The sequence below is a fragment of the Pseudomonas sp. UBA7530 genome, assembly GCF_002479365.1.
Lineage (GTDB): Bacteria > Pseudomonadota > Gammaproteobacteria > Pseudomonadales > Pseudomonadaceae > Aquipseudomonas.
On sequence record NZ_DLMS01000011.1, the window covers coordinates 892,141 to 914,759 of the forward strand.

Annotated in this window: 21 protein-coding genes; 7 read left to right on the plus strand and 14 right to left on the minus strand. The window is 62.1% G+C overall.

The features are described from left to right. The first annotated feature begins 10 nt into the window (after positions 1–10). From B2U07_RS17975 to B2U07_RS17990, 4 genes are read left to right on the plus strand one after another with little or no spacing between them, the layout of a single operon-like run. Positions 11–1,063, plus strand: coding sequence for a glycosyltransferase family 9 protein (locus B2U07_RS17975; protein WP_296277632.1), 1,053 nt, complete (start codon positions 11–13; stop codon positions 1,061–1,063). Further along, positions 1,063–1,974: a glycosyltransferase family 2 protein gene (locus B2U07_RS17980; RefSeq protein WP_275545714.1), complete on the plus strand. Its 912-nt coding sequence runs from the start codon at positions 1,063–1,065 to the stop codon at positions 1,972–1,974. Before B2U07_RS17975 ends, B2U07_RS17980 begins: the two co-directional genes overlap by 1 nt. Next, positions 1,967–3,115, plus strand: a complete 1,149-nt coding sequence (locus B2U07_RS17985; protein WP_275545455.1) for a glycosyltransferase family 4 protein — start codon at positions 1,967–1,969, stop codon at positions 3,113–3,115. The genes B2U07_RS17980 and B2U07_RS17985 overlap by 8 nt, the downstream gene beginning before the upstream one ends. After that, entirely contained in the window at positions 3,112–3,987 is an 876-nt protein-coding gene (locus B2U07_RS17990) for a glycosyltransferase (RefSeq protein WP_275545454.1), read from the plus strand. The genes B2U07_RS17985 and B2U07_RS17990 overlap by 4 nt, the downstream gene beginning before the upstream one ends. Before the next feature lie 60 nt (positions 3,988–4,047). Here B2U07_RS17990 and B2U07_RS17995 read toward each other — a convergent pair whose 3' ends face one another. Together B2U07_RS17995 and B2U07_RS18000 are read right to left on the minus strand one after the other, a co-directional pair. Further along, on the minus strand, positions 4,048–4,710 hold the full coding sequence (locus B2U07_RS17995; protein WP_275545453.1) for a polymerase: 663 nt from the start codon (positions 4,708–4,710) through the stop codon (positions 4,048–4,050). Further along, positions 4,707–5,888 carry an O-antigen ligase family protein gene (locus B2U07_RS18000; protein WP_275545452.1) on the minus strand — a complete coding sequence of 394 codons (1,182 nt, stop codon included), beginning with the start codon at positions 5,886–5,888 and terminating at the stop codon, positions 4,707–4,709. Before B2U07_RS18000 ends, B2U07_RS17995 begins: the two co-directional genes overlap by 4 nt. A 108-nt stretch (positions 5,889–5,996) precedes the next feature. Between B2U07_RS18000 and B2U07_RS18005 the strand changes: the two genes are divergently transcribed. The 3 genes from B2U07_RS18005 (at position 5,997) to hldE (ending at position 9,822) form a co-directional block, all read left to right on the plus strand. Further along, positions 5,997–6,893, plus strand: a complete 897-nt coding sequence (locus B2U07_RS18005; protein ID WP_275545451.1) for a GNAT family N-acetyltransferase — start codon at positions 5,997–5,999, stop codon at positions 6,891–6,893. Between the two features lie 4 nt (positions 6,894–6,897). After that, positions 6,898–8,319: a PIG-L deacetylase family protein gene (locus B2U07_RS18010; protein WP_280075243.1), complete on the plus strand. Its 1,422-nt coding sequence runs from the start codon at positions 6,898–6,900 to the stop codon at positions 8,317–8,319. 81 nt (positions 8,320–8,400) lie between these two features. Continuing rightward, complete coding sequence (gene hldE, locus B2U07_RS18015) at positions 8,401–9,822, plus strand: bifunctional D-glycero-beta-D-manno-heptose-7-phosphate kinase/D-glycero-beta-D-manno-heptose 1-phosphate adenylyltransferase HldE (protein WP_275545449.1); 1,422 nt, start codon at positions 8,401–8,403, stop codon at positions 9,820–9,822. A 212-nt stretch (positions 9,823–10,034) separates the two neighbouring features. On the opposite strand, the gene B2U07_RS18020 is transcribed toward hldE, so the two are convergent. The 12 genes from B2U07_RS18020 to B2U07_RS18075 all read right to left on the minus strand — a co-directional run bounded on the left by B2U07_RS18020 (position 10,035) and on the right by B2U07_RS18075 (position 22,589). Then, positions 10,035–10,754 carry a PqiC family protein gene (locus B2U07_RS18020; RefSeq protein ID WP_275545448.1) on the minus strand — a complete coding sequence of 240 codons (720 nt, stop codon included), beginning with the start codon at positions 10,752–10,754 and terminating at the stop codon, positions 10,035–10,037. Positions 10,755–10,921: 167 nt separating this feature from the next. Beyond that, the gene (parC, locus tag B2U07_RS18025) at positions 10,922–13,171 is read right to left on the minus strand and encodes a DNA topoisomerase IV subunit A (RefSeq protein WP_275545447.1); all 2,250 of its coding nucleotides are present in this window, start codon (positions 13,169–13,171) and stop codon (positions 10,922–10,924) included. 7 nt (positions 13,172–13,178) lie between these two features. Continuing rightward, positions 13,179–13,703, minus strand: coding sequence for a retropepsin-like aspartic protease family protein (locus tag B2U07_RS18030; protein WP_275545446.1), 525 nt, complete (start codon positions 13,701–13,703; stop codon positions 13,179–13,181). Further along, positions 13,700–14,683, minus strand: a complete 984-nt coding sequence (locus B2U07_RS18035; RefSeq protein WP_275545445.1) for an esterase-like activity of phytase family protein — start codon at positions 14,681–14,683, stop codon at positions 13,700–13,702. Before B2U07_RS18035 ends, B2U07_RS18030 begins: the two co-directional genes overlap by 4 nt. After that, entirely contained in the window at positions 14,683–16,581 is a 1,899-nt protein-coding gene (gene parE, locus B2U07_RS18040) for a DNA topoisomerase IV subunit B (protein WP_275545444.1), read from the minus strand. The genes B2U07_RS18035 and parE overlap by 1 nt, the downstream gene beginning before the upstream one ends. A gap of 15 nt (positions 16,582–16,596) precedes the next feature. Next, a complete protein-coding gene (locus B2U07_RS18045) occupies positions 16,597–17,208 on the minus strand; it encodes a YqiA/YcfP family alpha/beta fold hydrolase (RefSeq protein ID WP_275545443.1) in 612 nt (203 codons plus the stop codon). A gap of 102 nt (positions 17,209–17,310) precedes the next feature. Then, the gene (gene cpdA / locus B2U07_RS18050; protein ID WP_275545442.1) at positions 17,311–18,126 is read right to left on the minus strand and encodes a 3',5'-cyclic-AMP phosphodiesterase; all 816 of its coding nucleotides are present in this window, start codon (positions 18,124–18,126) and stop codon (positions 17,311–17,313) included. 216 nt (positions 18,127–18,342) lie between these two features. After that, positions 18,343–18,795 carry a DUF1249 domain-containing protein gene (locus B2U07_RS18055; RefSeq protein ID WP_275545441.1) on the minus strand — a complete coding sequence of 151 codons (453 nt, stop codon included), beginning with the start codon at positions 18,793–18,795 and terminating at the stop codon, positions 18,343–18,345. Continuing rightward, positions 18,786–19,403, minus strand: coding sequence for an NUDIX domain-containing protein (locus B2U07_RS18060; RefSeq protein ID WP_275545440.1), 618 nt, complete (start codon positions 19,401–19,403; stop codon positions 18,786–18,788). Before B2U07_RS18060 ends, B2U07_RS18055 begins: the two co-directional genes overlap by 10 nt. A 173-nt stretch (positions 19,404–19,576) precedes the next feature. Further along, positions 19,577–20,128, minus strand: coding sequence for a sugar transferase (locus B2U07_RS18065; RefSeq protein ID WP_275545439.1), 552 nt, complete (start codon positions 20,126–20,128; stop codon positions 19,577–19,579). A gap of 40 nt (positions 20,129–20,168) precedes the next feature. Beyond that, entirely contained in the window at positions 20,169–21,125 is a 957-nt protein-coding gene (locus B2U07_RS18070; protein ID WP_275545438.1) for a UDP-glucose 4-epimerase family protein, read from the minus strand. Positions 21,126–21,149: 24 nt separating this feature from the next. Next, on the minus strand, positions 21,150–22,589 hold the full coding sequence (locus B2U07_RS18075) for an MBL fold metallo-hydrolase RNA specificity domain-containing protein (protein WP_275545437.1): 1,440 nt from the start codon (positions 22,587–22,589) through the stop codon (positions 21,150–21,152). Positions 22,590–22,619 lie beyond the last annotated feature (30 nt).

A 22,619-nucleotide genomic window follows, 5' to 3' on the forward strand; every position in this document is an offset into this window, starting at 1 on the left:
GGGAGTTTTGATGGGCGAGGTTTTAACGCACGCTGATACCCATCTATCAGTGGTGTCGGCTGATTGTCGGATCGCATTGGTGCCTTCCATGGGCCTGGGCGATGGATGCGTCTACCTGGTACTGGCTGCCAACCTGGCGCGCGCTGGTTATCGGGTTACAGTGCTGAGCAATCACTTTGGCGCCCTCAACGACTGGTTGCCGCTATTCGAGACCCGGCCGCTGCCGCCGCCCGCAGACACATTCGCGGTGCTCGATGGTTTCGATCTGGTCATCTCAGACATGGGTAGCATGCTGACCCGCTATGCTGAGGCGGCCGAGGAATTGGCCAGGCGTTATGTCTTCGTCGGCACACTCAAAGTCGACTCACGATTCGTGCAAGACCCGGCGGTCGATACCCTGGCGCGACTGCCAGCGGAAAAGGCTCGCCTTCTGGCTCCTCTGGCTGCAGCCGCCGGGCCGCTGCGTTGCCTGCCGGACGATAGCGTCAGTATGGTCGAGCAGGCGGTCGCCTTCTGCCGTATGCGTTTGGGGCTGAGCGATGCCAGTAGCGATATCGGCCTGCAGACGCCGCCCACGCTCCAGCATCGCCGACATGCTCGGCGTGTGATGTTCCACCCGCTTTCGTACAACGTGAAGAAGAACTGGCCCGCATCTAAGTACCTGGCCTTGGCCAGGCGTTTGCGCGCTGCCGGCTATCAACCGCAGTTCGTGCTGTCGCCCAAGGAGCGCGACGATCATGTGGATGTGTTCGCACCCGAATTCGAGGTCCCCGAGTTTCCAGATGCCAAAGCGTTGGCCGCGCACTTGTACGAGTCCGGTTATGTGATTGGTAACGATTCGGGGGTTGGCCATCTGGCTTCGGCGTTGGGCGTGCCGGTTCTGACGCTTTATCGCAAGCGACGAGATGGTTTTTGCTGGCGACCGGGCTGGGGCACAGGCCAAGTCGTGCGGCCGGCTTTGTCGCTGAGTTTCATGCGTGATCGATGGGCGATGTTCATGAGTGTCAATCGCGTGGCCAGAGGCTTCCGCGTACTGAGTCGAAAGGTCGGAGGGGACCGTTAATGAGTGGGCCTACTGCGATCACGATCGTTATTCCGGCATATAACTATGCCAAAACTCTGGGACGCACCGTTCGCTCGGTGGTGCCGCAGTTGGGTGATGATGATGAGTTGCTGATCATCGATGACGGCTCCAAGGACGACACGCCGCAAGTCATCGAGGCGTTGAAGGTCGAATTTCCCGATCGCTTTACCGCACTGCGCAAGGAAAATGGTGGATTGGCCTCCGTGCGCAATCTGGGTATCGAGAGGGCTCGCCATGACTGGCTGATCTTTCTCGATGCGGATGACGAAATGGCGCCACACAGCCTGGCTCTGATTCGTGCGCACCTGATCGGCAACCCCCATACGCGTATGGTGATCGGCGGGCATTGGTCGGTCGATCAGAATGGGCGGCGTCGCCAGCATTCGCCCGATCATTTGCCTGATACACCGCTGCTGCGTGTGCGCGCCTATCTGCTCGACAAGACACTGAGCATTTCCAACGGCGCCTGCGTGATGCATCGCTCCATCTTCCAGGCTGGCAACTATCCCGAGCGTTTTCGCAACGCCGAGGATATTCCCGTCTTCGCGCAGACCCTTGCGGTTTATCCGATCACGCTGCTGCCAGAACCATTGGCGATGATTCACAAGCATAGCGACAGCCTTCGCCATGATTTCTCTTCCAGCCTCGCGGGCGGGGTTGAACTGGTCGACGAGGTGTTCGGGCGATTGCCCGAGGCACTGCAACAACTGCGTGCGGCCTTTTACCAGCAACGCTGCCTTTCACTGTTTCGCAGTGCCTGCCTGGCAAGAGATTTGCCAGCTGCCAAGCAATTCTACCGCCAGGCGGTGGCGAGCGACTGGCGTGTCCTGCTCAAGCTGTCTTATTTGCGCAAGGCTATTCGTCTGTGGATAGGACGGATGGATGGCTAAGGCCCTGAAAGTTCTGCAACTGCAGACACGCTATAACGCAGCGGACACCAATTCCGACCTGGGCGAACAGATCCTGCAGGGGCTGCCTGCAGAGCGCTTCGAGGTTGTCAATGCCTACCTGGAAGGCCGGCCTGCTGAGGGTGAGCTCAACCCGCCAGACCGACGCCAGGTGTTCTTCGAATTTAAAGAGAAGGACATGAGCGGTTTACGCCGCAAGGTGCGGGCGCGACTGCTGGAGTTCTGTCGTGAGGAAGGTTTCGATGTGGTGCTGCTGCACCGTTTCAAGGCCGTGAACCTGTTCATGCACCTCAACAAGCAGTTGCGTATTGCCCGCTGTATCGGCGTATCCCACGGCTTTGGCGAGTACGACCGGTTCTATCGGCGCTGGCAGGCCAGGCGTTTGATTGATGAGCGCTGGCGCTTTGTCGGAGTGTCGCCGGCGGTGGTCGACTACCTCGTCTCTTTGCGCTGTGGTTTCACGGCGGCGAACACGCTGGCGATAACCAATGCGCTGGATATCGACTTGGCGGAGTCCCTACAACTGTATCGAGACGAAGCGCGTCAGTCGTTGGGCTTGCCGATGGAGCCGGTGATCATCGGTGCCATCGGGCGTCTGGTTCCGATCAAGGGGCATACTCATCTGATTGAAGCATTCGCTGCCGTGAGTCAGGAGTTCCCGCAATCGAATCTGGCCATCGTCGGCGGCGGGCGTGAATACGACAAGCTCGCTGCGCAGATCGCCGGGTTGGGGCTGCAGGGGCGTGTTCATCTTTGCGGCACGCAGCCCGATGCGATGCGTTACGTCAAGGCTTTCGATATCTTCGCCATGCCTTCGCTGCAGGAGGGGCTTGGCCTGGCCCTGCTGGAAGGTATGTGTGGCCGTTTACCGGTCATCGGTTCGGATATTCCGGCAATGCGGCCGTTGTTGCAGGGCGCTGGCGGGCGGCTGTTCGCCGCTGGCGACGTGGCCTCGCTGACCGGACAACTGCGTGCCAGCCTGGCCGATAGCGAGGCCGAGCGGATCGAACTGGGGGAGCGGGCCTACCAGTATCTTCGTCGGGAGCACGATATCGAAGACTTCCGTCGTAAATACCGTGAGCTGCTCGAAGGCGATCAGCCGCTGACAGGATCGTCTGCATGACCGACAACAACCCGCTGCCTCTGGTATCGGTACTGATCTCCTCGTATAACCACGCCGACTTCATCGAGGCCAGTATCCGTAGCGTGTATGCGCAGCGTTACCCCAACATCGAGTTGCTGGTGGTCGATGACGGCTCGCGTGACGGTAGCGTCGAGCTGATCCGGCGCTTGCAGGCGGAGCTCGGGTTCGACTTCGTGGCACAGGCCAACAAGGGGCTCTGCACCACACTCAACGAAATGATCAGCCGTAGCAAAGGCCGCTATATCGCGCCGCTGGGGTCGGACGACGTGATGTTACCCGAGCGTCTTTCCCTGCAGATCCCATTTATGGAACTGCATCCGGAGACGGGTATCTGTGCAGGTGGCATCGTGCTCATTGATGGTGACGGCAAGCCACTGCCCGACAAGAAGCAGCGTCATCGCCCCGCTCGGCGCCTCGATTTTGACGATCTGTTCATGGATCGCAAACCGGGCCCACCAGCGCCGACCCTGCTGTTTCGCCGTCAGGCACTCGAAGAGGTGGGCGGCTTCGATCCGACCATTCGTATCGAAGATTACTTCGTGGAGCTGCGCATAGCGCGGGCCGGCTATTTCATCGACATACTCGAGGAACCGCTGGCCCTGTACCGTGTACATGGCAGCAACACTTACAAGAACCGCCGCCTGATGATCGAAACCGAACTTGCGATCTACCGGCGCTTCAGCGACCACCCGGGCTACGAGGCGACGCGCCTGCGTTACCTGAACGCCATGTTCACCAAGGTCGCCAATGAGGATCGTCAACTCGCTGGCGAGCTGCTCGCGCAGATTCCCTGGCGCTCGCGCAACCTAAAGACGCTCAAGGGGCTTTGGCGCTACTGGCTCAAGCGTTGAGCGGTCCCCGTCTCGGCAATAATGCTGCTGCCGTCAGTCGGCTGGCTGGTTCGTCCGGTATCACCTGTCCTTCAGCCACTTCTTCAGATCACGGGTGAAGCGCGCGGCGTCGCGCTGGCCGGCGCCACGCGCATAGCCGGCTAGCCAGCTGTCCAGATGCTGTTGCGTCAGCCAGTCGATGTCCTCGGCGTAGCGCAGGATGTGCTGGAGATTGCGGCGCCGCTTCCAGGGCGCGAGCGGGCTGCCCTCCAGCTTCATGTCGGAAAGGTCGATCAGGCCGAAGGAACCGTCCGGCAGGAGCAAGACATTGCCCAAGTGCAGAGAGCGAAAGTAAACGCCACGTTGATGCAGCTCTGCGAGAAAGGTGCCGAATGCCACCACCAGTTCGGCGCGTGCCACGGGATCCGCCAAGCCCAGCTGACTACGCAGAGTGTCACCTGGCAATGGCTGATAACGTACAGCGCTCAGGCGGCGTTCGCTGATGATCAGGACATCGAGGATGGTCGGGGCGGTAATGCCCAGTTGCAGCAGGCCTCGGGCATTGTCTGCAAAGCGTTGCGCCGGCAGGTTCCAGAGGTCGGAAGACAGCAGTCGCTTGCGCCGGTAGAGCTTCAGGAAATCGCCGCCCTGCAGGCGCGCGACCTTGATACCCAGGCCATCCTCTTCAATGGTTTTGGCGCCCTCCAGCAGCAGGTTCAACTGCGCCGCATCGATTCGTTTCATGCCTGGGCCTGTCGGTGTCGGATGGAAAGGGCGCCCAACAATGCCAGGGGAATCCAGATCAGAAACCAGCTTTCGTTGGGGCGCGACAGATAGTTGCCGCCTTCGGTCAGGCCTGCGGACAAGCCATAGATCAGCAGTGCCGAGGCGATCTGGAACTGTGGCAGCGCACGCAGGCGCATGCAGCGATAGAGGGCGAAGGTGTACATGGTCGCCCACAGAGCGAGACCGATCAGGCCCAGTTCGAGAAGTACCGCTAGCTCGACATTGTGAGGGTCGTACAGCAGATGGCCGACGCCCGGAATATCGAACTCGAACTTGCTGTTATAGCCGGCACCGAACCACAGATGCTCGCCAGCCTGGCGCCAGGCATCGGCCCAGAGCTCGGGGCGAAAAGAGGTACCGCGCTGCAGAATGATCTCCGGGGCTGCAAGATAGGCCGCGCCGGCGCCGATTGGCAGGAGGGCGTTGAGATAAATCGCGCGTTGGCGGCTCATCAGCAGCATCCAGCAACTGGTCAGTACCAGACCCATCAGCGGTGTGCGTGAGCCGGTTGCGACCAGCGCTGCCAGCAAGGGGATCGCCATCAGTATTGGCAGCCAGTCATGACGCTCGTTGCGTGACAGCCATGCCGCGATCCAGTAGGTGCACAGAAAACCAAGTACGTGGGAGGTGAGCAGGGGGTTGCGCAGGGCGCCGGTTCCGATCAACCGAGCGCCCGGCGCCGCGCTGTACAGGAACCAGGCGACGTTGATCAGCGCGGCCAATGCACCGATTGCTGCGCCAATGCGCAGGGTTTTCAATAGCAGCTGTTCGCTTTTGATGGCGATCAGTGCGCAGCCTATGAATAGCATGAGCGCGTAGAGAGGGCGCTTGGCCAGGCTGCCAGCGCTTTCCTCGGCGCGGCCCCAGCTCATGCTGATCAGCAGCCACAGGCTGAACGCAAGAAAGCTGAGAATCACCGGATCGCGCAGGATGACCCTCAGCTGAGCAGGGGCGAGCAGGGCCGCCAGTAGGGCGGGTGCAGCGAGAAAAGCGTAATAGAATTTCGTGTACAGGCTGCCGTCGGGTATCCAGAACAGGCCGGTCAACAGGACCAGATAACCCCCCACGAGCCAGCGACTGGTGATGAAATCGTGGAGTCGCAGGCGTCTGGCGCCAGGCTGTGAAGGTGTTTGCACCAGAAATCCTAATCATCGATCAAAGGAGCCTATGTTAAAGCATCGACCGGGTGAGAGGCAGCGACTGCGTGTTAAGCTTTGCGATCTTTTCGTTCGAGCCGGATACCGATGTTCAACCCGTTACAACGCTGGCGCGAGCGTGGCTGGCGCCCCATCAGCGCTGATCTTTATGCACAGATGTGGGAGCGGCTGGGCGGCAGCGTGATGACTCACCCACAGGTGGTCTCACGGCTTTCGGCACTGGCAGGTATCTCCGTGCGCTATCTGGGCTGGCCACTGCAGGGTGAGTTGCGGGCAGCCGTCCCCGTGTGGGGACGCCATCTGGCGTTGTCGCGCGATGTGCTCAAGCGTCAGGGGCGACGGGACTTGTTCGATCTGGGCAATGCCGAGGTCATATTGCCGATCGCCGCGGGGGCGATGGCCCCGGTTCGCCAGCGCATGCGTTATGTAGCTGCCCTGCATGAGGGCGGCATATCGACGCTGCGCAAACAGCGAGAAGAGCTGGCGCTGGCGCGCCAGCCGGAGGAATACGGCAAGAAGTTTCGCTACAACCAGCGGCGCGAGTTGCGAATGCTGGAAGGGGCGGGTGGTGAAATCCTGCCGGTTTCGGGCCTGTCGCCCGATGCCCTGGCTGCCATCTACACGGAACTGTTCGAAAAAAGATGGGGCTTCGCTGTCCCCGGCAAACAGCATTTGTGCGAAGTGTTCGACGCACTGAAGGATTTTCTCTGGGGCAATTATCTGCAGCTGGACGGCAACCCGATTGCCGTTCAGGTGCTGTACAGGGTCGAATCGCCAGACTGGATCAGCATCGAATACATCAACGGCGGAGTCGATCCAGCCTCCCGTGATTTCAGTCCCGGTAGTGTGCTCAGCTTTATCAATACTCAGTCCGCCTGGGAAGATGCGCGTGCTCGAGGGAAGCCGCTACGCTACTCATTCGGCCGAGCCGATGTGGAATACAAGGATCGTTGGTGTAATCGCCAACCTGTTTTTCAGGTGTAAATGAATGGAAGCACGCAAGCAGCAATTGCTACGTCGGCATCGGCGTAACAAGCGCATTCTCATGGTCGTGGCACTGCCGATTCTGGTCGGTTTGGACTGGTTCGGATCATGGAGTACCACCCCGGTGGTGCTGCTATTGGCCTGGATCGCCCACGAAGCCTGGTTCTCCGATCATCTTTTCTACTCCCCCCGCGATGACTATCGCCATGCCTTTCCGCCCGACAGCCTGAGCTTCCCGGTTCTGCTCGACCGTAAGGGGTTGGTATCTCCGAATGGGGCCGCATTGCCCGACGATGCCGACACGCTGGTACTGGCGGTGCACATCCGCAGCGGTTGGCTTGGCCGTTACCTCGATCCTCATGTGCTCATCGGCGAGGGCGAAGCCCAGGATCGGCAGGATTTCGAGCGAGGCGTCAATGGCGTGCGCTTTCTCAATCTTTCGGGTTGCCTGCCGTCGCTGCGCAGCGGGCAGTTGCGACTGCGTGGGCGCTTCTGCCGGGTAGGTCGTGAGGCGACCCTGTATTGCTTCAACAATCCCGATTACTCCCGGCGTCGGGTGATGGTGCTCGCCCCTCATGCCGACGATGCCGAGCTTGCCGCGTTTGGTCTGTACAGCCGCAGTAGTGAAGTTTCCATCGTCACCCTGACCCAAGGTGAGATCGAGGCCGATTTCTACCGTCGCCTCGGTCTCAGTGATGCGGCCGCGGCTCGTCTCAAGGGACGGCTGCGCAGCTGGAGCAGCCATACGGTGCCGTTGTGGGGCGGTGTCGAACCCAGTCGTTGTGTGCACCTGGGTTATTACTGCATGCAACTGAGGCACATGGAGGGCGAACCGAACATGCCATTCGCCTCACGTGAATCCGGCGACTCCGACATCCGCAGCGTGCGTCGCTTCAATGCGATGAAGTTGCCCGCCGATGCGGATGGCGCCCCCACCTGGCATAACCTCACAGCCGATCTTGCCGCCCTGCTGAATCACTTCAAGCCAGAAGTGGTGGTGCTGCCTCATCCCGAACTCGACCCTCATCCCGACCACATCCAAACAGGGCGCGCATTGCTCCAGGCCATTGAGCAAAGTGGTTGGCAGCCGGATGTGCAACTGCTCTACGCCAATCACCTGGTTGATAATGATCGTTGGCCCATGGGCCCTGCGGGTAATGGTATCGCTCTGCCTCCGTGCATCGAGCCTTTGCCGGCCGACAAGCTTTGGTGCCTGCAGCTCGATGACCATGTGCTGCTCGACAAGAGTCAGGCGCTGGCGATGCAGCACGACCTGCAAACCCCGCTGGCTTTCAAGAAGCGTCTGCGTCGCTTCATTCAATGGTGTCTGGCTGCACGTCGCTGGCCGCAGGCGGGCGAAGATGAGTTCTTCCGCAAGGCTGTGCGTCGGCATGAATTGTTCTGGGTGCGTCCCTTCGTCCGCTGAGCTGCGCTGAATAGCACACGGCGGTGCGTGAAAGCCGATGTGTTATTCTCCGCGGCGATTTTGCAATCCCGGAGTTTCCGCATGAAATTATCCATGCCCCGTTTCGATCAGGCGCCCGTCTTGGTAGTCGGTGATGTCATGCTCGATCGTTATTGGCACGGCGGCACCTCGCGCATATCGCCCGAAGCCCCGGTGCCCGTGGTGCGGGTCGATCAGATCGAGGATCGTCCGGGCGGCGCTGCCAACGTGGCGCTGAATATCGCGGCGCTCGGCGCGCGTGCCTTGCTGGTCGGCGTCACCGGCGACGACGAGGCGGCTGAAAGCCTCGGCGACAGCTTGCGTGGCGCCGGGGTGGAGGCGCACTTTCAACGCATCGATAACCAGCCCACCATCGTCAAGCTGCGTGTGATGAGCCGTCATCAGCAGCTGCTGCGCATGGATTTCGAAGAACCCTTCAATACCGACACCGCTGCGCTGGCGCGTGAGGTCGAAGCATTGCTCGACGGGGTCAAGGTGCTGGTGTTGTCGGACTACGGCAAGGGCGCGCTACAGAACCACCAGGCGCTGATCCAGGCGGCACGCAAGAAAGGTATTCCGGTACTCGCCGACCCCAAGGGCAAGGATTTTTCCATCTACCGTGGTGCCAGTCTGATCACGCCGAATCTTCACGAGTTCGAGCTTATCGTTGGTGGTTGTACTGATGAGGCTGAGCTGGTCAGCAAAGGTGCCAAGCTGATGCGTGAGCTGGAGCTGGGCGCGCTGTTGGTCACCCGTGGCGAACATGGCATGACCCTGCTGCGTCCCGAGCATGCCCCGCTGCACCTGCCGGCTCGGGCCCGTGAGGTGTTCGACGTTACCGGCGCTGGCGACACGGTAATTTCCACCCTGGCGGCATCTATCGCCGCAGGGGAGGAGCTGCCGCAAGCGGTTGCCCTGGCCAACCTGGCCGCCGGCATCGTCGTCGGCAAGCTGGGCACGGCTGCTATCAGCGCGCCGGAACTGCGTCGTGCGGTGCAGCGCGAGGAAGGCTCCGAACGTGGTGTGCTGAGCCTGGACCAGCTTTTGATCGCCATTGAGGACGCCCGCGCCCATGGTGAGAAAATCGTCTTCACCAATGGCTGTTTCGACATCCTTCACGCCGGTCACGTGACCTATCTGGAGCAGGCTCGCGCGCAGGGTGATCGACTGATCGTTGCGATCAACGACGACGCCTCGGTCAGTCGGCTCAAGGGGTCGGGCCGGCCTATTAATGCCGTCGATCGTCGTATGGCAGTGCTCGCCGGTCTCGGCGCCGTTGACTGGGTGGTGAGTTTCAGCGAAGACACGCCCGAGCGACTGCTCAGCCAAGTGCAGCCGGATGTGCTGGTCAAAGGCGGCGACTATGGCATCGACCAGGTGGTCGGCGCCGATATCGTTCAGGCCTATGGCGGCGAAGTGCGCGTACTCGGTCTGGTGGAGAACAGCTCGACCACCGCCATCGTCGAGAAGATCCGCAGCAAGTAGGTGCAACGTTATCCTGAGCGACTGCCGCCGGCTCGCTGCTTGATGGTGCTTGTCGCGGCGAGCGCGGTGTCTTGAGCTTCGACGGCCAAGGCTCACAGGTGTAGTGGCGATGATGCAGTCGAATGCATCGAGCCGTCCCCGGGACTCTGTGAGCTCGGCAAATTCAGCTGTCTTTTACCCATAAAAAAGCCCGCATCAGCGGGCTTTTTTGTCTAGAAACGAAACACTTCCGTATCGATCTTGATCGGTTCTGCCACCGGAATCTTCGGCCCGGCAGTGGTCGGTTCCTGCGGTTTGGCTTTGGCCACCGGCGGTTTTTTGCGCGGCTCGGGTGTCGGTTCGGCTGCGGCAACAGGTTGAATGGCCACTGCCATCTCAGCGGCCAGGCGCTGCAGCAGAGTGCTCTGCGCCTTGACCTGCTCGGCCAGCGGGCCCCCGTGTGGCTGTTCCAGGCGAATCAGGCGGCTGTCGCGCAGTTGTCCGCGCCGATCGAGCAAACGCCATTGTGCTTCGAGCACGGCCGGTTGGGTTGGGCCGGAGTCCAGGCGGGTAATGGTCAACATGACCTGTGCGTCGGCGCTGAAGCCGGGTGCGGCAGGAGCCAGTACCAGGCGCTGGCTATCCAGGCGCCAGGCCAGCTGGCGCAGCACCTGCTGGTCGATATCGTTGGCCAGGCTGCTGGCCCAGCGAGCGTCCTGCGCGGCAACCAGGCTGCCATCGGCTTGGCGCTGCAGCAGATGCTGTTGGCGCAGGTAATCGGCCACGCTGATCGGGCCGACCAGCACGGTTACACCATTGTCTTTGGTCGGCGTCACCGCATCGCCGCTGTCGAGTTGGTAAAGGGGCACCGGCTTCTGCTGCAGCAGGCTGCAACCGCTCAGTGCGAGCAGCGCGGTCAGAAGCAGAGCCATCGGGCGTACTACAGTCATCATCAATTCCAGGCAGCCGCTTCTGGGGCAGCTGCACATCGATCCCATATCATGCAGGGGGTCATGGACGACCCAGGGCGCGTATCATCCGTCAAACCGCGCTACGACTCCAGCCTTGGCTGCTTGCCGGTAGCGCGGATATCCCGGACGAACGGGGCGTGTTGCCGACGCTATTCCACCAGAAGCTGGTCGACGCGCTGGAAGCCGCGCGGCAGTTTGTTGCCACGGCGGCCGCGCTCGCCCTTGTAATGCTCGAGGTCGTCGGCTTTGAGTGTCAGGGTACGCTTCCCGGCCTGCAAAACCAAACTGGAGCCGCTGGGCAGTACGGCCAGATCGGTCAGATACTCCTCACGCGAGGCCACGCGCTCGCCAGGAATGCCGATGATCTTGTTGCCCTTGCCTTTGCCCAGTTGCGGCAGGTCGGTGACCTTGAACAGCAGCAGGCGGCCTTCGGTGGTCACGGCGGCCAGCCAGTCGTCTTCCAGGTTGGTGACCGGCTTGGGAGCAACCACCTTGGCGCCGTTGGGCAGGCTGAGCAGGGCCTTGCCGGCCTTGTTCTTGGCTTGCAGGTCCTCGCCCTTGACCACGAAGCCGTAGCCGGCGTCGGAGGCGATCACATACAGCGCGCTGTCTTCGGGGAGCATCACGCATTCGAAGGTCGCGCCCGGCGGCGGGGTCAGGCGGCCGGTCAGCGGCTCCCCCTGGCCTCGGGCTGATGGCAGGCTGTGGGCGGTGAGCGAATAGCTGCGGCCAGTCGAATCGATAAATACCGCGTACTGGTTCGAGCGTCCAGGCGCCGCTGCTTTGAAGCCGTCGCCAGCCTTGTAGGAGAGGCCGGTGGCGTCGATGTCATGACCCTTGGCGCAGCGCACCCAGCCTTTTTCCGAGAGCACCACGGTGACCGGTTCGGTCGGCATCAGCTCGGTTTCCGACAGCGCCTTGGCCTCGGCGCGGGCGACGATCGGTGAGCGGCGGTCGTCGCCATACTTCTCGGCATCCTCAAGAATTTCCTTGCGCACCAGCTTCTTCAGCTTGGCTTCGCTGCCGAGCAGGGCCAGCAGTTTCTCGCGCTCCTTGGCCAGTTCGTCCTGCTCGCCGCGGATCTTCATTTCTTCCAGGCGTGCCAGCTGACGCAGGCGGGTGTCGAGGATGTAGTCGGCCTGCACGTCGGTGAGGCCGAAGGTTTCCATCAGCACCGGCTTGGGCGAGTCCTCGGTGCGGATGATGCGGATCACCTCGTCGAGATTGAGGAAGGCGATCAGCAAGCCTTCCAACAGGTGCAGGCGCTTTTCCACCTTGTCCAGGCGGAACTGCAGGCGACGGCGCACGGTGCCGACGCGATATACCAGCCACTCGCTGAGCAGGGTGCGCAGGTCCTTGACCTGCGGCTTGCCGTCGAGGCCGATGACGTTGGTGTTGACGCGGTAGCTGGACTCCAGATCGGTGGTGGCGAACAGGTGGGTCATCAGTTCGTCGGCATCGACGCGGTTGGAGCGCGGGATGATGACGATGCGGGTCGGGTTCTCGTGGTCCGACTCGTCACGCAGGTCGGCGACCATCGGCAGCTTCTTGGCCTGCATCTGGCCGGCGATCTGCTCCAGCACCTTGGCCCCGGACACCTGATGCGGCAGAGCGGTGACGACGATGTCGCCGTCCTCGACGCGATAGACGGCGCGCATGCGCACCGATCCGCGGCCGGTTTCGTAGATCTTCAGCAGGTCGGCCTTGGGCGTGATGACCTCGGCTTCGGTGGGGAAGTCCGGGCCCTGGATATGCTCGCAGAGTTGCTCGACCGTGGCGCTTGGCTCATCGAGCAGGCGTACGCAGGCGGCAGCGACTTCGCGCAGGTTGTGCGGTGGTACGTCGGTGGCCATGCCCACGGCAATGCCGGTGGTGCCGTTGAGCAGCAGGTTGGGCAGGCGCGCCGGCAGCGTCGCCGGCTCGTTCATCGTGCCGTCGAAGTTCGGCACCCAGTCCACCGTGCCCTGGCCAAGTTCGGCCAGCAGCACTTCGGAGTAACGCGACAGGCGCGCCTCGGTATAACGCATGGCGGCGAAGGACTTGGGATCGTCCGGCGCACCCCAGTTGCCCTGGCCGTCGACCAGGGTGTAGCGGTAGCTGAACGGCTGCGCCATCAGCACCATCGCTTCGTAGCAGGCGCTGTCGCCGTGCGGGTGGAACTTGCCGAGCACGTCACCGACGGTACGCGCCGATTTCTTGTGCTTGGAGTCGGCGTCCAGGCCCAGCTCGCTCATGGCGTAGACGATACGGCGCTGCACGGGCTTGAGGCCGTCGCCGATATGCGGCAGCGCGCGGTCCATGATCACGTACATGGAGTAATTGAGATAAGCCTGCTCGGTGAAGTCGGCGAGTGAACGGCGTTCAACGCCTTCCAGGCTCAAATCGAGGGATTCGCTCATGCGGGCCTCATTGCAAAGTTGATTGGCGCAGCACCAGGGTGCCGCCCTTCTGGCTGAATTCGAGTTGTTTCAGGGCGCTCATGCCCAGCAGGATCTCGTCGCCGTCCATGCCCGGAGCAATCAGCGCGGAAATGTCATGCAGGACGATGTCGCCGAGCTGCAGGCGCTCCAGGCGCGTGCGGTGCGCGGTGGCGATACCGTTGGCGGTGCGGATCTGTACCGGTGCGCCGGCCTGCAGGCCGAGGTTTCGGGCGACCTGGCTGGGAATCGCCACCTGGGTGGCGCCGGTATCGAGCAGGAAGGTCACGTCCTGCCCGTCGATCTGGCCGTTGACCACGTAGTGCCCCTGGCGGCTGCTGGCCAGGCTCACTTCGACGAAACCCTCGCCATGCAGCGACTGCGGCGCTTGGTTGGGGTTGCGCTGGCGATCTTCCCAGCCGCCAAAGAAATGCGTAGCCAGCAGCAGGCCGGCGCCCCAGGCGAGCACCCACATCACGCGTCCGGCACGACGGCCGGGCGTCTGCTCACTCACGGACGCCGGCTCCAGCCGCCCTTGGGAGCAGCGAAACGCCAGACGATGGGGCGTTCTTCACCATCGGCGCGGGTCTGGCTGCCATTGTCGACGCCGATCCAGGCGCCGTCCTTGTCGATCCACAGCGCTTCGGCCATGCCGTAGTCTGGCGCGTAGCGGCGCGGCTCGCTCAGGGCCTCATCGGCGAACGACCAGCAGATCTCCGCGACGCCGTCGCTCAGGGCGCGGCGGCAGATGCGATGCGCCTGGCGTTCCAGGGTGAAGAGTTTCTCGCCGAAATAGGCCAGGCCGGAGAAATCGCGAGGGGCCGGATGACCGCCAAGGGCTTGTGGCGAAGGCTCATCACCGCTTTCGCTGGTCAACACGCAGCCACCGGTGCAGCGCCAACTGCTGTTGCTACGATGCAGCACGGCAAGACCGCGGCGGCGCTGCTCGGCGGCCAGCCACAGGCGCTCACCGGCAGGGTCGACGGCGATGCCTTCGAAACCCTGGTTGAAGTGCAGCAGCATGCCGCTGGCGCGGGCCTGGCGCACCAGTCCGCTGGGCAGGTTGAGCCACTGGGCGTTGCCGTTGCTGGTGACCTGCAAAACGGCGGCGCGGGTTTCGCTGACCAGATAGCGGTTGCCTTGCGTGTCGCATGACAGGCCCTCGAAATCCAGCTTGCCGCCGCGTACCAGGCCGGCCGCCCAGTTGCGCATGCGCAGGCCCCAGGGCAGGGCGCTTTCGGGCGGCTCGGGCGTGACGAAGGTTTCCGCCTCGGCACGCAGCAGACCGTCTTCGCGGTGCAATTGATAGAGGCGGTCGTCATCGCGGTCGGATACCGCCCACAACGTCTCGCCGCACAGCGCCAGGCCGGACAGGTTGCCGTTGGGCATGTCCGTTACCGGATACTCGGCCTGCAATTGCAGCTCTTCCAGCACCACTGGCTCGGCATTCGCGACGCCGGCCAACAGACCGAGTGCAAGGAGATGATTACGCATCAGGCCAGTACCTCGGCCAGGTTGCCCTTGGTTTCCAGCCAGTTCTTGCGGTCACTGGCGCGTTTTTTCGCCAGCAGCATGTCCATCACTTCGCGGGTGCCCTCGAAATCGTCCAGGGTCAGCTGCACCAGGCGTCGGGTGTTGGGGTCCATGGTGGTTTCGCGCAGCTGCGGCGGGTTCATCTCGCCGAGGCCCTTGAAGCGGGTGACCTGCGGCTTGCCGCGGCGCTTCTCGGCCACCAGGCGGTCGAGGATGCCGTCGCGCTCGGCGTCGTCCAGGGCGTAGAAGATTTCCTTGCCCAGATCAATCCGATACAGCGGCGGCATGGCGACATAGACGTGGCCTGCGTCGACCAGCGTACGGAAATGGCGCACGAACAGGGCGCAGAGCAGCGTGGCGATGTGCAGGCCGTCGGAGTCGGCGTCGGCGAGGATGCAGATCTTGCCGTAGCGCAGCCCGGAGAGGTCGCTCGAACCCGGGTCGATGCCGATGGCCACGGCGATGTCGTGCACTTCCTGGCTGGCCAGCACTTCGCTGCCGTCCACTTCCCAGGTGTTCAGGATCTTGCCGCGCAGCGGCATGATCGCCTGAAATTCCTTATCGCGCGCCTGCTTGGCGCTGCCGCCAGCAGAATCACCTTCGACCAGAAACAGCTCGCAACGCATCGGGTTCTGCCCCGCGCAGTCGGCCAGCTTGCCGGGCAACGCCGGGCCCTGAGTGATCTTCTTGCGCTCGACCTTCTTGCCCGCCTTGAGGCGGCGGCCGGCGTTGCTGATGGCCAGTTCGGCCAGTTGCAGACCGGTTTCCGGGTTAGCGTTGAGCCACAGGCTGAAGGCGTCCTTGACCACGCCGGAGACGAAAGCGGCGGCTTCGCGCGAAGACAGGCGTTCCTTGGTCTGGCCGGAGAACTGGGCGTCCTGCATTTTCATCGAAAGGACGAAGGCGATGCGCTCCCAGACGTCTTCCGGCGCCAGCTTGACCCCGCGCGGCAGCAGGTTGCGGAACTCGCAGAACTCGCGCATGGCGTCCAGTAGGCCCTGGCGCAGGCCATTGACGTGGGTGCCACCCTGAGCGGTGGGGATCAGGTTGACGTAGCTTTCCTGCACCGCATCGCCGCCTTCCGGCAGCCACAGCAAGGCCCAGTCGACCGCCTCCTTGTTGCCGGCCAGGCTGCCTACGAACGGCTCGGCAGGCAGGCGCTCGAACTCGCTGACCGCATCCACCAGATACGAGCGCAGGCCGTCCTCGTAGAGCCACTCGACCTTCTCGCCGGCGGCCTTGTCCTCGAACGTGACGGAAAGGCCCGGGCACAGCACGGCCTTGGCCTTGAGCACGTGCTTGAGGCGGCTGACGGAGAACTTGAAGGAGTCGAAGTACTTGGCGTCCGGCCAGAAGTGCACGCTGGTGCCGGTGTTGCGCTTGCCGACGCTGCCGATCACTTCCAGCTCGCTGGCCTTGAAGCCATCGGCGAAGCTCATCTGGTATTCGTTGCCGTCACGCTTGACGGTGACCACCACGCGGGTCGACAGGGCGTTGACCACGCTGATGCCGACGCCGTGCAAGCCGCCGGAGAACTGGTAGTTCTTGTTGCTGAACTTGCCGCCGGCATGCAGCTTGGTGAGGATCAGCTCGACACCCGGCACGCCTTCTTCCGGATGGATGTCCACCGGCATGCCGCGGCCGTCATCGAGCACTTCCAGCGAGTTGTCCTCATGGAGGATCACCTGGATCGACTTGGCGTGCCCGGCCAGGGCTTCGTCGACGCTGTTGTCGATCACTTCCTGGGCGAGGTGGTTGGGGCGCGTGGTATCGGTGTACATGCCCGGGCGCTTGCGCACCGGGTCGAGGCCGGAAAGGACTTCGATGGCGTCTGCGTTATAGGCGTTCTGCTGGGCCATAGGGGCTCTTGTTCATCAATTGAATACGGAAAAGTCGATATCGCGCCAGAGTGTGGCGTTAATACCGGCAAAAGCGAAGAGCATCGGCAGGCGCTGGGCGAAACCCTGGAAGCCATGGTCGCCACCGGCCTGGATGCGCAGGGCGCAGCCGCGGTAGTAACGCTCGGCGTCGCGGTGGTCGAGGGTTTCGTCGCCGGTCTGCAGCCAGACCTGATAACGCATCGGATCGCTCGGTGGCGGAACTTCGAGTTCGGCCAGAGCGTGGACGTGATCCTCGGTCAGGTCCCAGGTCTCGTCGCTGTAGTAGTTCTTCTGCGGGCCGAGGTAACCGTCGAAGCGCGAGTGCGGCTGTACGGCGGGGTTGATCAGCAGCGCCTTGAGCCCGTGCTGCTCGGCCAGGTAGGTGGCGTAATAGCCGCCCAGCGAGCTGCCCACCAGCACAGGATTACCCAGCTCACTGACCAGCGCCTGCAACTGGGTCATCGCCTGGCGCGGATGGTGATGCAGCGCGGGTACGCGCAACTGGTTTTCCAGGCCAAGCTGGGCTATGGCGCGGCTCAACTGGCTGGCTTTGTGCGAGGCGGGCGAGCTGTTGAGGCCGTGTATATAGAGGATGGATGCGGTCATGGAGCGGGAGGCTACTACAAAAAGCGGCTATAAGCTGCAAGCGTGTAGGAGCGAATTTATTCGCGACAAAGGCGACCTCCAGCTCCTCACAATCAGGGGCGTTCAGTAGCCCTTTACGCTGTAATCCACTTCGAACTGGATGCCGGTGACGCGTGATACGCCGGTGTCCAGCGTGCCGTCGTCATGCAGGCGCAGCCAGCGATAACCCGGGGCCTCGCTGCCGACCTGGAAGTCTTCGCTGCCTGGCGCGAACTGCACGCAGGTCGAGGGCGAGGCGAGCAGGCGCAGATTGCCGCGCATCTGGTCAAACTCCTGATGCACGTGCCCCCAGAGCACGGCACGGGCGTGCGGGTGGCGGTCGAGGATGGCGAACAGGGCATCGGCATTGCGCAGGCCGATGGGGTCCATCCACTTGCAGCCGATCGGCACCGGATGGTGGTGCAGGCAGATCAGGTGATGACGCTGCGGCGCTTCGCTGAGGGAGCGCTCGAGCAGATCGAGCTGGTTCTCGGCGAGAAAGCCCGGCACCGCGCCGGGGATCGAGGAATCGAGCATGACGATGCGCCAGGCACCGAGGTCGGTCACCGGCTCCAGTAGCTCGCTGTCTTTGCACACCGCCTGCATCGGCGGCGTTTCGTCGTGGTTGCCGGCCAGCCAGCGGCACGGCGCGCTGATCGCCGCGGTGAGTTGGCGAAAGCGCTGATAGGACGCCTCGCTGCCGTCCTGGGAAAGGTCGCCCGTGGCAAGGATCAGGTCGATCTGCGGCTGCTGTTCCTGCACCTGCTGGATCACTCGCTGCAGGCTGTCGCAGGTGTCCATGCCCAGCAGCTTGCCGTCCGCTTCGGCGAACAGATGGCTGTCGGACAACTGCACCAGCAGAACCGAGGAATCAGAGGGTGGGGTGGGCAGGCTCGGCAAGACCGTCTCCTTGGGCTTTATCGAGTGAATTATGGTGGTTGCCGCCACAAAGGGAAAACCCGGGAAGCGGACGCAGATCACAGAAAAAACGCCGAAAGGGTTTTTCGTCTTTCCTCGCCATGACCCACTGGGTGGCCATCATGTAATGGCAAGTCACACAAGCATGCGACGACGCGCTATCGGCCGGATGGAAAGAAGCTTGAAGACTAGGGTGTGTTACATCACCGGCTGCGGCTCATGCCCACAGGCCAGGCAGTGGCTCAGCCACTCGCCGAGGAAGAGGTTGAGCTGGCTCTTTTCATCCGGCTGATGCATGGCAGCGTTCGGATAAGGGTAGCGAATGTGCAGGCGGCGGGCATTCTCGGCACTGACCACTTCAGCCATGCGCGCGTCGTGATAGACCCGCACTTCCAGCTGCGGCACCGGCAGCCAGGGCAGGCTGTGTTCCTGGCGCACGCACAGGGTGGTGGTATAGGGGCAGGTTTCCAGCACTTCCAGCGCCAGCACGCCGAGCAGGTGTTCGCCTTCGCTCAGGGCGACGCGGCGGCTTTCGGTGTGCTCGCGCATATGCGGCAGCAGGCGCATCAGGCGCGCATAGTTGGCCTCGCAAGCCGCCTGCAGCTCGACCAGGTCGACCCGATAGCGGTCGCGCAGCAGATTCACGACCACATCCCCCGCACTTCGTCGCGGTTCAGCGCCAGCCATTGCAGGGCGATGATGCTCGCCGCGTTGTTGATGCGTCCGTCGCGCACGGCGGCCAGGGCATCGGCCAGGGGCATCACATGCACGCGAATATCCTCACCTTCCTCGGGCAGGCCATGGACCCCGCCGGCACCGGCGCTGTCGCAGCGACCGAGGAACAGGTGGACGAACTCGTCGGAGCCGCCAGGGGAGGGGAAGTACTGGGTGATGGGCCACAGCGGGCCGAGGGTCAGGTCAGCTTCTTCGACCGCTTCGCGAAGCGCGACCTCCTCGGGCTCCTCGTCCTTGTCGATCAGACCGGCAACCAGCTCCAGCAGCCAGGGATTGGCCGCCTTGTCCATGGCGCCGACACGGAACTGCTCGATCAGCACCACCTCGTCGCGCTGCGGGTCATAAGGCAAGACGCAGACGGCGTCATGGCGCACGAACAGCTCGCGGGTCAGCTGCGGGCCCATGTTGCCGGCGAACTGGCGATGGCGCAGCTTGATCCGGTCGAGGCGGTAGAAGCCGCGAAAGCAGCTCTCGCGCTCGATGATTTCCACCGCTTGCGGATCAGGCTTAAAGGGTTCACTCATCTACTACGCTCTCGTTCGCAGGCTTACCGCATTCATCCTAGGGGCTGTTCAGGCTCTCTCGCAAGCACGGTTGTACATGGCTTTTGCCAATCGTATCGACAGTGCGGCGACCTTGCTTATGCACAGCAGGCCAACGCAAGGTAGTGGTCGCGCTGGCCAATATGTGCCGGTAGCTACTGCTTTACCCGGTCACCTTGTCCCTTGCCCAGGACCGTCATCAGAATGAGTTTGAAATAGTGAGAGAGAGTCAGTTCCCTCAGCATTTCTGCATCGGTCTGAGCCAGCAGCTCGGGGGTGGACATGTCGATCCCGTTCACCTGCGCAAGTCCGGTGATACCAGGCCTTGCCTCGAAGACCTTGCGGATACTGCGCTCATGCATCAGTTGCTCTTGATTAAAGAGCCCTGGGCGTGGCCCGACCAGGCTCATCTCGCCTTTGAGCACGTTCCATAGCTGGGGTAGTTCGTCGAGCTTGGTCTTGCGCAGCAGGGCCCCCAGGCGAGTGATACTTGAGCGTGAGGCCAGGTGGCTCGCCACGGAAGCGGTATCGACATGCATCGTACGAAATTTGACCAGGGTGAACGGCTTGCAATGCCGCCCGACACGTCGCTGAAAAAACAGCGGAGAGCCCGTATCCAACAAGCCGACACAATAAATCAAGAGCAAGACAGGAGCGCCGACCACAAGGCCGAGCAATGAAAACAGAATATCGACGAAACGAATCACTCACTCACTCCAGCCAACTACAAAAAAGCTGGCAATTCAATCATGAAATCGCGTTGGTAGCGCGCTGGGTATACCACTGCGCCGTAACACGCAAACCCTCATCAACGGTGAATGGGGGGCTCCAGCCAAGCTGGGTGGTAATCTTCTGATTACTGAGCACCAGTGACCGCGTGAGTCTTTCGATCATGGCCTGACGTCCCAGAACCCTTGCCGCTGCATTCAGCACCCACAAGGGCACTGCGAAGTCGCGATTAGGTGCGCCCAGGCTCCTGGCGATGGCTGCGACCAGTTCACTGCTGGACAGAGCATTGCCGTCATCGAGCAGATAGGTTTCGCCTGCCGCCTCGTCATGAGTTGCACACAGGATCAGGGCGTCGGCCAGATTGCCGACAAACAGCAGACTGCGCTTGTTGGTGATGGCCTTGAAAGGCATCGGCCAACCGCCGCGTACACGGCGCAGCAACTGCAGGAAATTGGCGCGTACGCCCGGCCCGTAAACCAGAGGCGGGCGCACGATCACCACTTCCAGCCCAGTTTCAACTCCCACCCGCAACAACGCCTGTTCGGCCTCCCATTTTGACAAGGCGTAAGCGTCATCGGGGGCCGGAGCATCGGCCTCCGAAAATACCTCACCCGCAGGGGAGTACTCGCCATTGACCTTTATCGAGCTGACGAACACAAAACGCCGCACACCGGCCTCTACCGCTTGGCGCGCCAGATTCACTGTGGCCTCGACGTTGGTTCTTCGAAACTCGGAAAGTGGATCAACGGCAGCATCACGCATTACATGAACGCGAGCGGCCAGGTGTACCACGACATCGATATTTTCGAGGGCAGGCCGCCAGTCCGTATGAGCGGTCAGCTCGCCACTGGCATAGAACCGCTCTCCGTCTATCGCATTGCGCATGGCGGCACGACAGTAAAGCCCTCTCGCTGCGAGTTCATTACACAGCGCAGTACCTACGAAACCATTCGCCCCTGTTACCAGAAAACGCATCGTACTCCCGGGACGCTCCTGCACTCATACCTCACTGTTTATTATCATCACCTCGCGCTGTACTTCAGCGTAGGTGCGTGTCAGCGCTTCACCAAGCGAATGACGCGCCTGAGCCTCGCCGTGCACCAGACGAATTTCGCCGGGCCATTCGCGCATGCCGGTTACGAAACGCAGCAGCCCAGCTTGATCGGCATGTGCCGAGTAACCGTCGATAGTCTGTACGCCAGCACGGATGTCATAACGCTCACCATCCAATTCTACATAACCCCTGTCGGGCCCGAAGCGTTGAATTGTACGGCCTGGCGTGCCCAGGGCTTGATAGCCGACGAACAACACATCATGCCGCGGGTCGCCCAGCATGGCCTTGAGATAATTGACGATGCGACCACTGGTGCACATGCCGCTACCGGCGATAACAATGGCGGGGCGAGCGCTAGTGGTGAGATGGTTGAGGATTCTCTGGTGGTCGGCATGGCTGTCTACCGTGATCAGTTGCTCAAACGCCAGCGGGCGACGACCGGATTGCACCCGCTCCTGAGCTTCCTCGTTCCAGAACTCCTTGAGTTCGCGGTAGGCCTGGGTAAGCCGGCTGGCCAGAGGCGAATCGAGGATAACAGGCAGGTGTGGCCAGTTTACGCCCTCGTCGTCTGTAACCGTCGGCTGATCAAGTTGACGGGTGTGGATGATGTCCTCGAGCTCATAGAGCAGTTCCTGGGTACGCCCCAAGCTGAAGGCCGGGATCAGCACCGTGCCGTTATCGGCCAGTGCGTGCTCGATCACCTGTTCAAGGCGCTCACGGCGGCGCTTGCGGTTCTCATGCAAGCGATCGCCGTAAGTGCTTTCCAGCACCAGTAAATCAGCCCGCTCAGGCGCATTGCATGCTTTCAGGATGGGCGCGTCGGGTGCGCCCAGATCTCCGGAAAAGACCACGCGGGTGCTCTCAGCCCCCTGCCCCTCGTCCAGATCCACTTCCACATACGCCGAACCGAGCATATGGGCAGCACGTTGCAGGCGCACCCTAGCCAGCAGCCCGGGCTTGTCCTGCAGCTTGAACCAGGTCGCGTATGGCAGAGCGATCATGCGCTGCTGCACCTCGGCTATATAGCGCTCGACCTGGTTTCGATCGCGGCTGAAAGACAACTTGAAGGCATCTTCAAGCACGATCGGCAAGAGTTTGGCGGAAGGAATGCTGCACAGGATCGGTCCCTTGAAGCCGGCAGCTAGCAGATAGGGTATGCGCCCGACATGATCGGCGTGCACATGGGTGACGATCAGTGCCCGAATGCCCGTGAGGGAAAAGTCGACAGCCTGGTGGTGCTCGTCACCTTCGACCGTTGAAATGTCTGCACCCTGAAACAGGCCGCAGTCGATCAATACACTGTTATCCGCATCCAGAAAAAGCTGGTGGCACGAACCGGTGACCCCTTTGTCGGCGCCGTGATGAATAAGTTGTGGTAGTGACATCGCAGGCGGCCCTCCCTGAGCCGTGGAACA

Coding starts and splice junctions, on each gene's coding strand:
- B2U07_RS17975 (WP_296277632.1), top strand. CDS start 11: ATGGGCGAGGTTTTAACGCACGCTGATACCCATCTATCAGTGGTGTCG.
- B2U07_RS17980 (WP_275545714.1), top strand. CDS start 1,063: ATGAGTGGGCCTACTGCGATCACGATCGTTATTCCGGCATATAACTAT.
- B2U07_RS17985 (WP_275545455.1), top strand. CDS start 1,967: ATGGCTAAGGCCCTGAAAGTTCTGCAACTGCAGACACGCTATAACGCA.
- B2U07_RS17990 (WP_275545454.1), top strand. CDS start 3,112: ATGACCGACAACAACCCGCTGCCTCTGGTATCGGTACTGATCTCCTCG.
- B2U07_RS17995 (WP_275545453.1), bottom strand. CDS start 4,710: ATGAAACGAATCGATGCGGCGCAGTTGAACCTGCTGCTGGAGGGCGCC.
- B2U07_RS18005 (WP_275545451.1), top strand. CDS start 5,997: ATGTTCAACCCGTTACAACGCTGGCGCGAGCGTGGCTGGCGCCCCATC.
- B2U07_RS18010 (WP_280075243.1), top strand. CDS start 6,898: ATGGAAGCACGCAAGCAGCAATTGCTACGTCGGCATCGGCGTAACAAG.
- hldE (WP_275545449.1), top strand. CDS start 8,401: ATGAAATTATCCATGCCCCGTTTCGATCAGGCGCCCGTCTTGGTAGTC.
- B2U07_RS18020 (WP_275545448.1), bottom strand. CDS start 10,754: ATGATGACTGTAGTACGCCCGATGGCTCTGCTTCTGACCGCGCTGCTC.
- parC (WP_275545447.1), bottom strand. CDS start 13,171: ATGAGCGAATCCCTCGATTTGAGCCTGGAAGGCGTTGAACGCCGTTCA.
- B2U07_RS18035 (WP_275545445.1), bottom strand. CDS start 14,683: ATGCGTAATCATCTCCTTGCACTCGGTCTGTTGGCCGGCGTCGCGAAT.
- parE (WP_275545444.1), bottom strand. CDS start 16,581: ATGGCCCAGCAGAACGCCTATAACGCAGACGCCATCGAAGTCCTTTCC.
- B2U07_RS18045 (WP_275545443.1), bottom strand. CDS start 17,208: ATGACCGCATCCATCCTCTATATACACGGCCTCAACAGCTCGCCCGCC.
- B2U07_RS18060 (WP_275545440.1), bottom strand. CDS start 19,403: ATGAGTGAACCCTTTAAGCCTGATCCGCAAGCGGTGGAAATCATCGAG.
- B2U07_RS18070 (WP_275545438.1), bottom strand. CDS start 21,125: ATGCGTTTTCTGGTAACAGGGGCGAATGGTTTCGTAGGTACTGCGCTG.
- B2U07_RS18075 (WP_275545437.1), bottom strand. CDS start 22,589: ATGTCACTACCACAACTTATTCATCACGGCGCCGACAAAGGGGTCACC.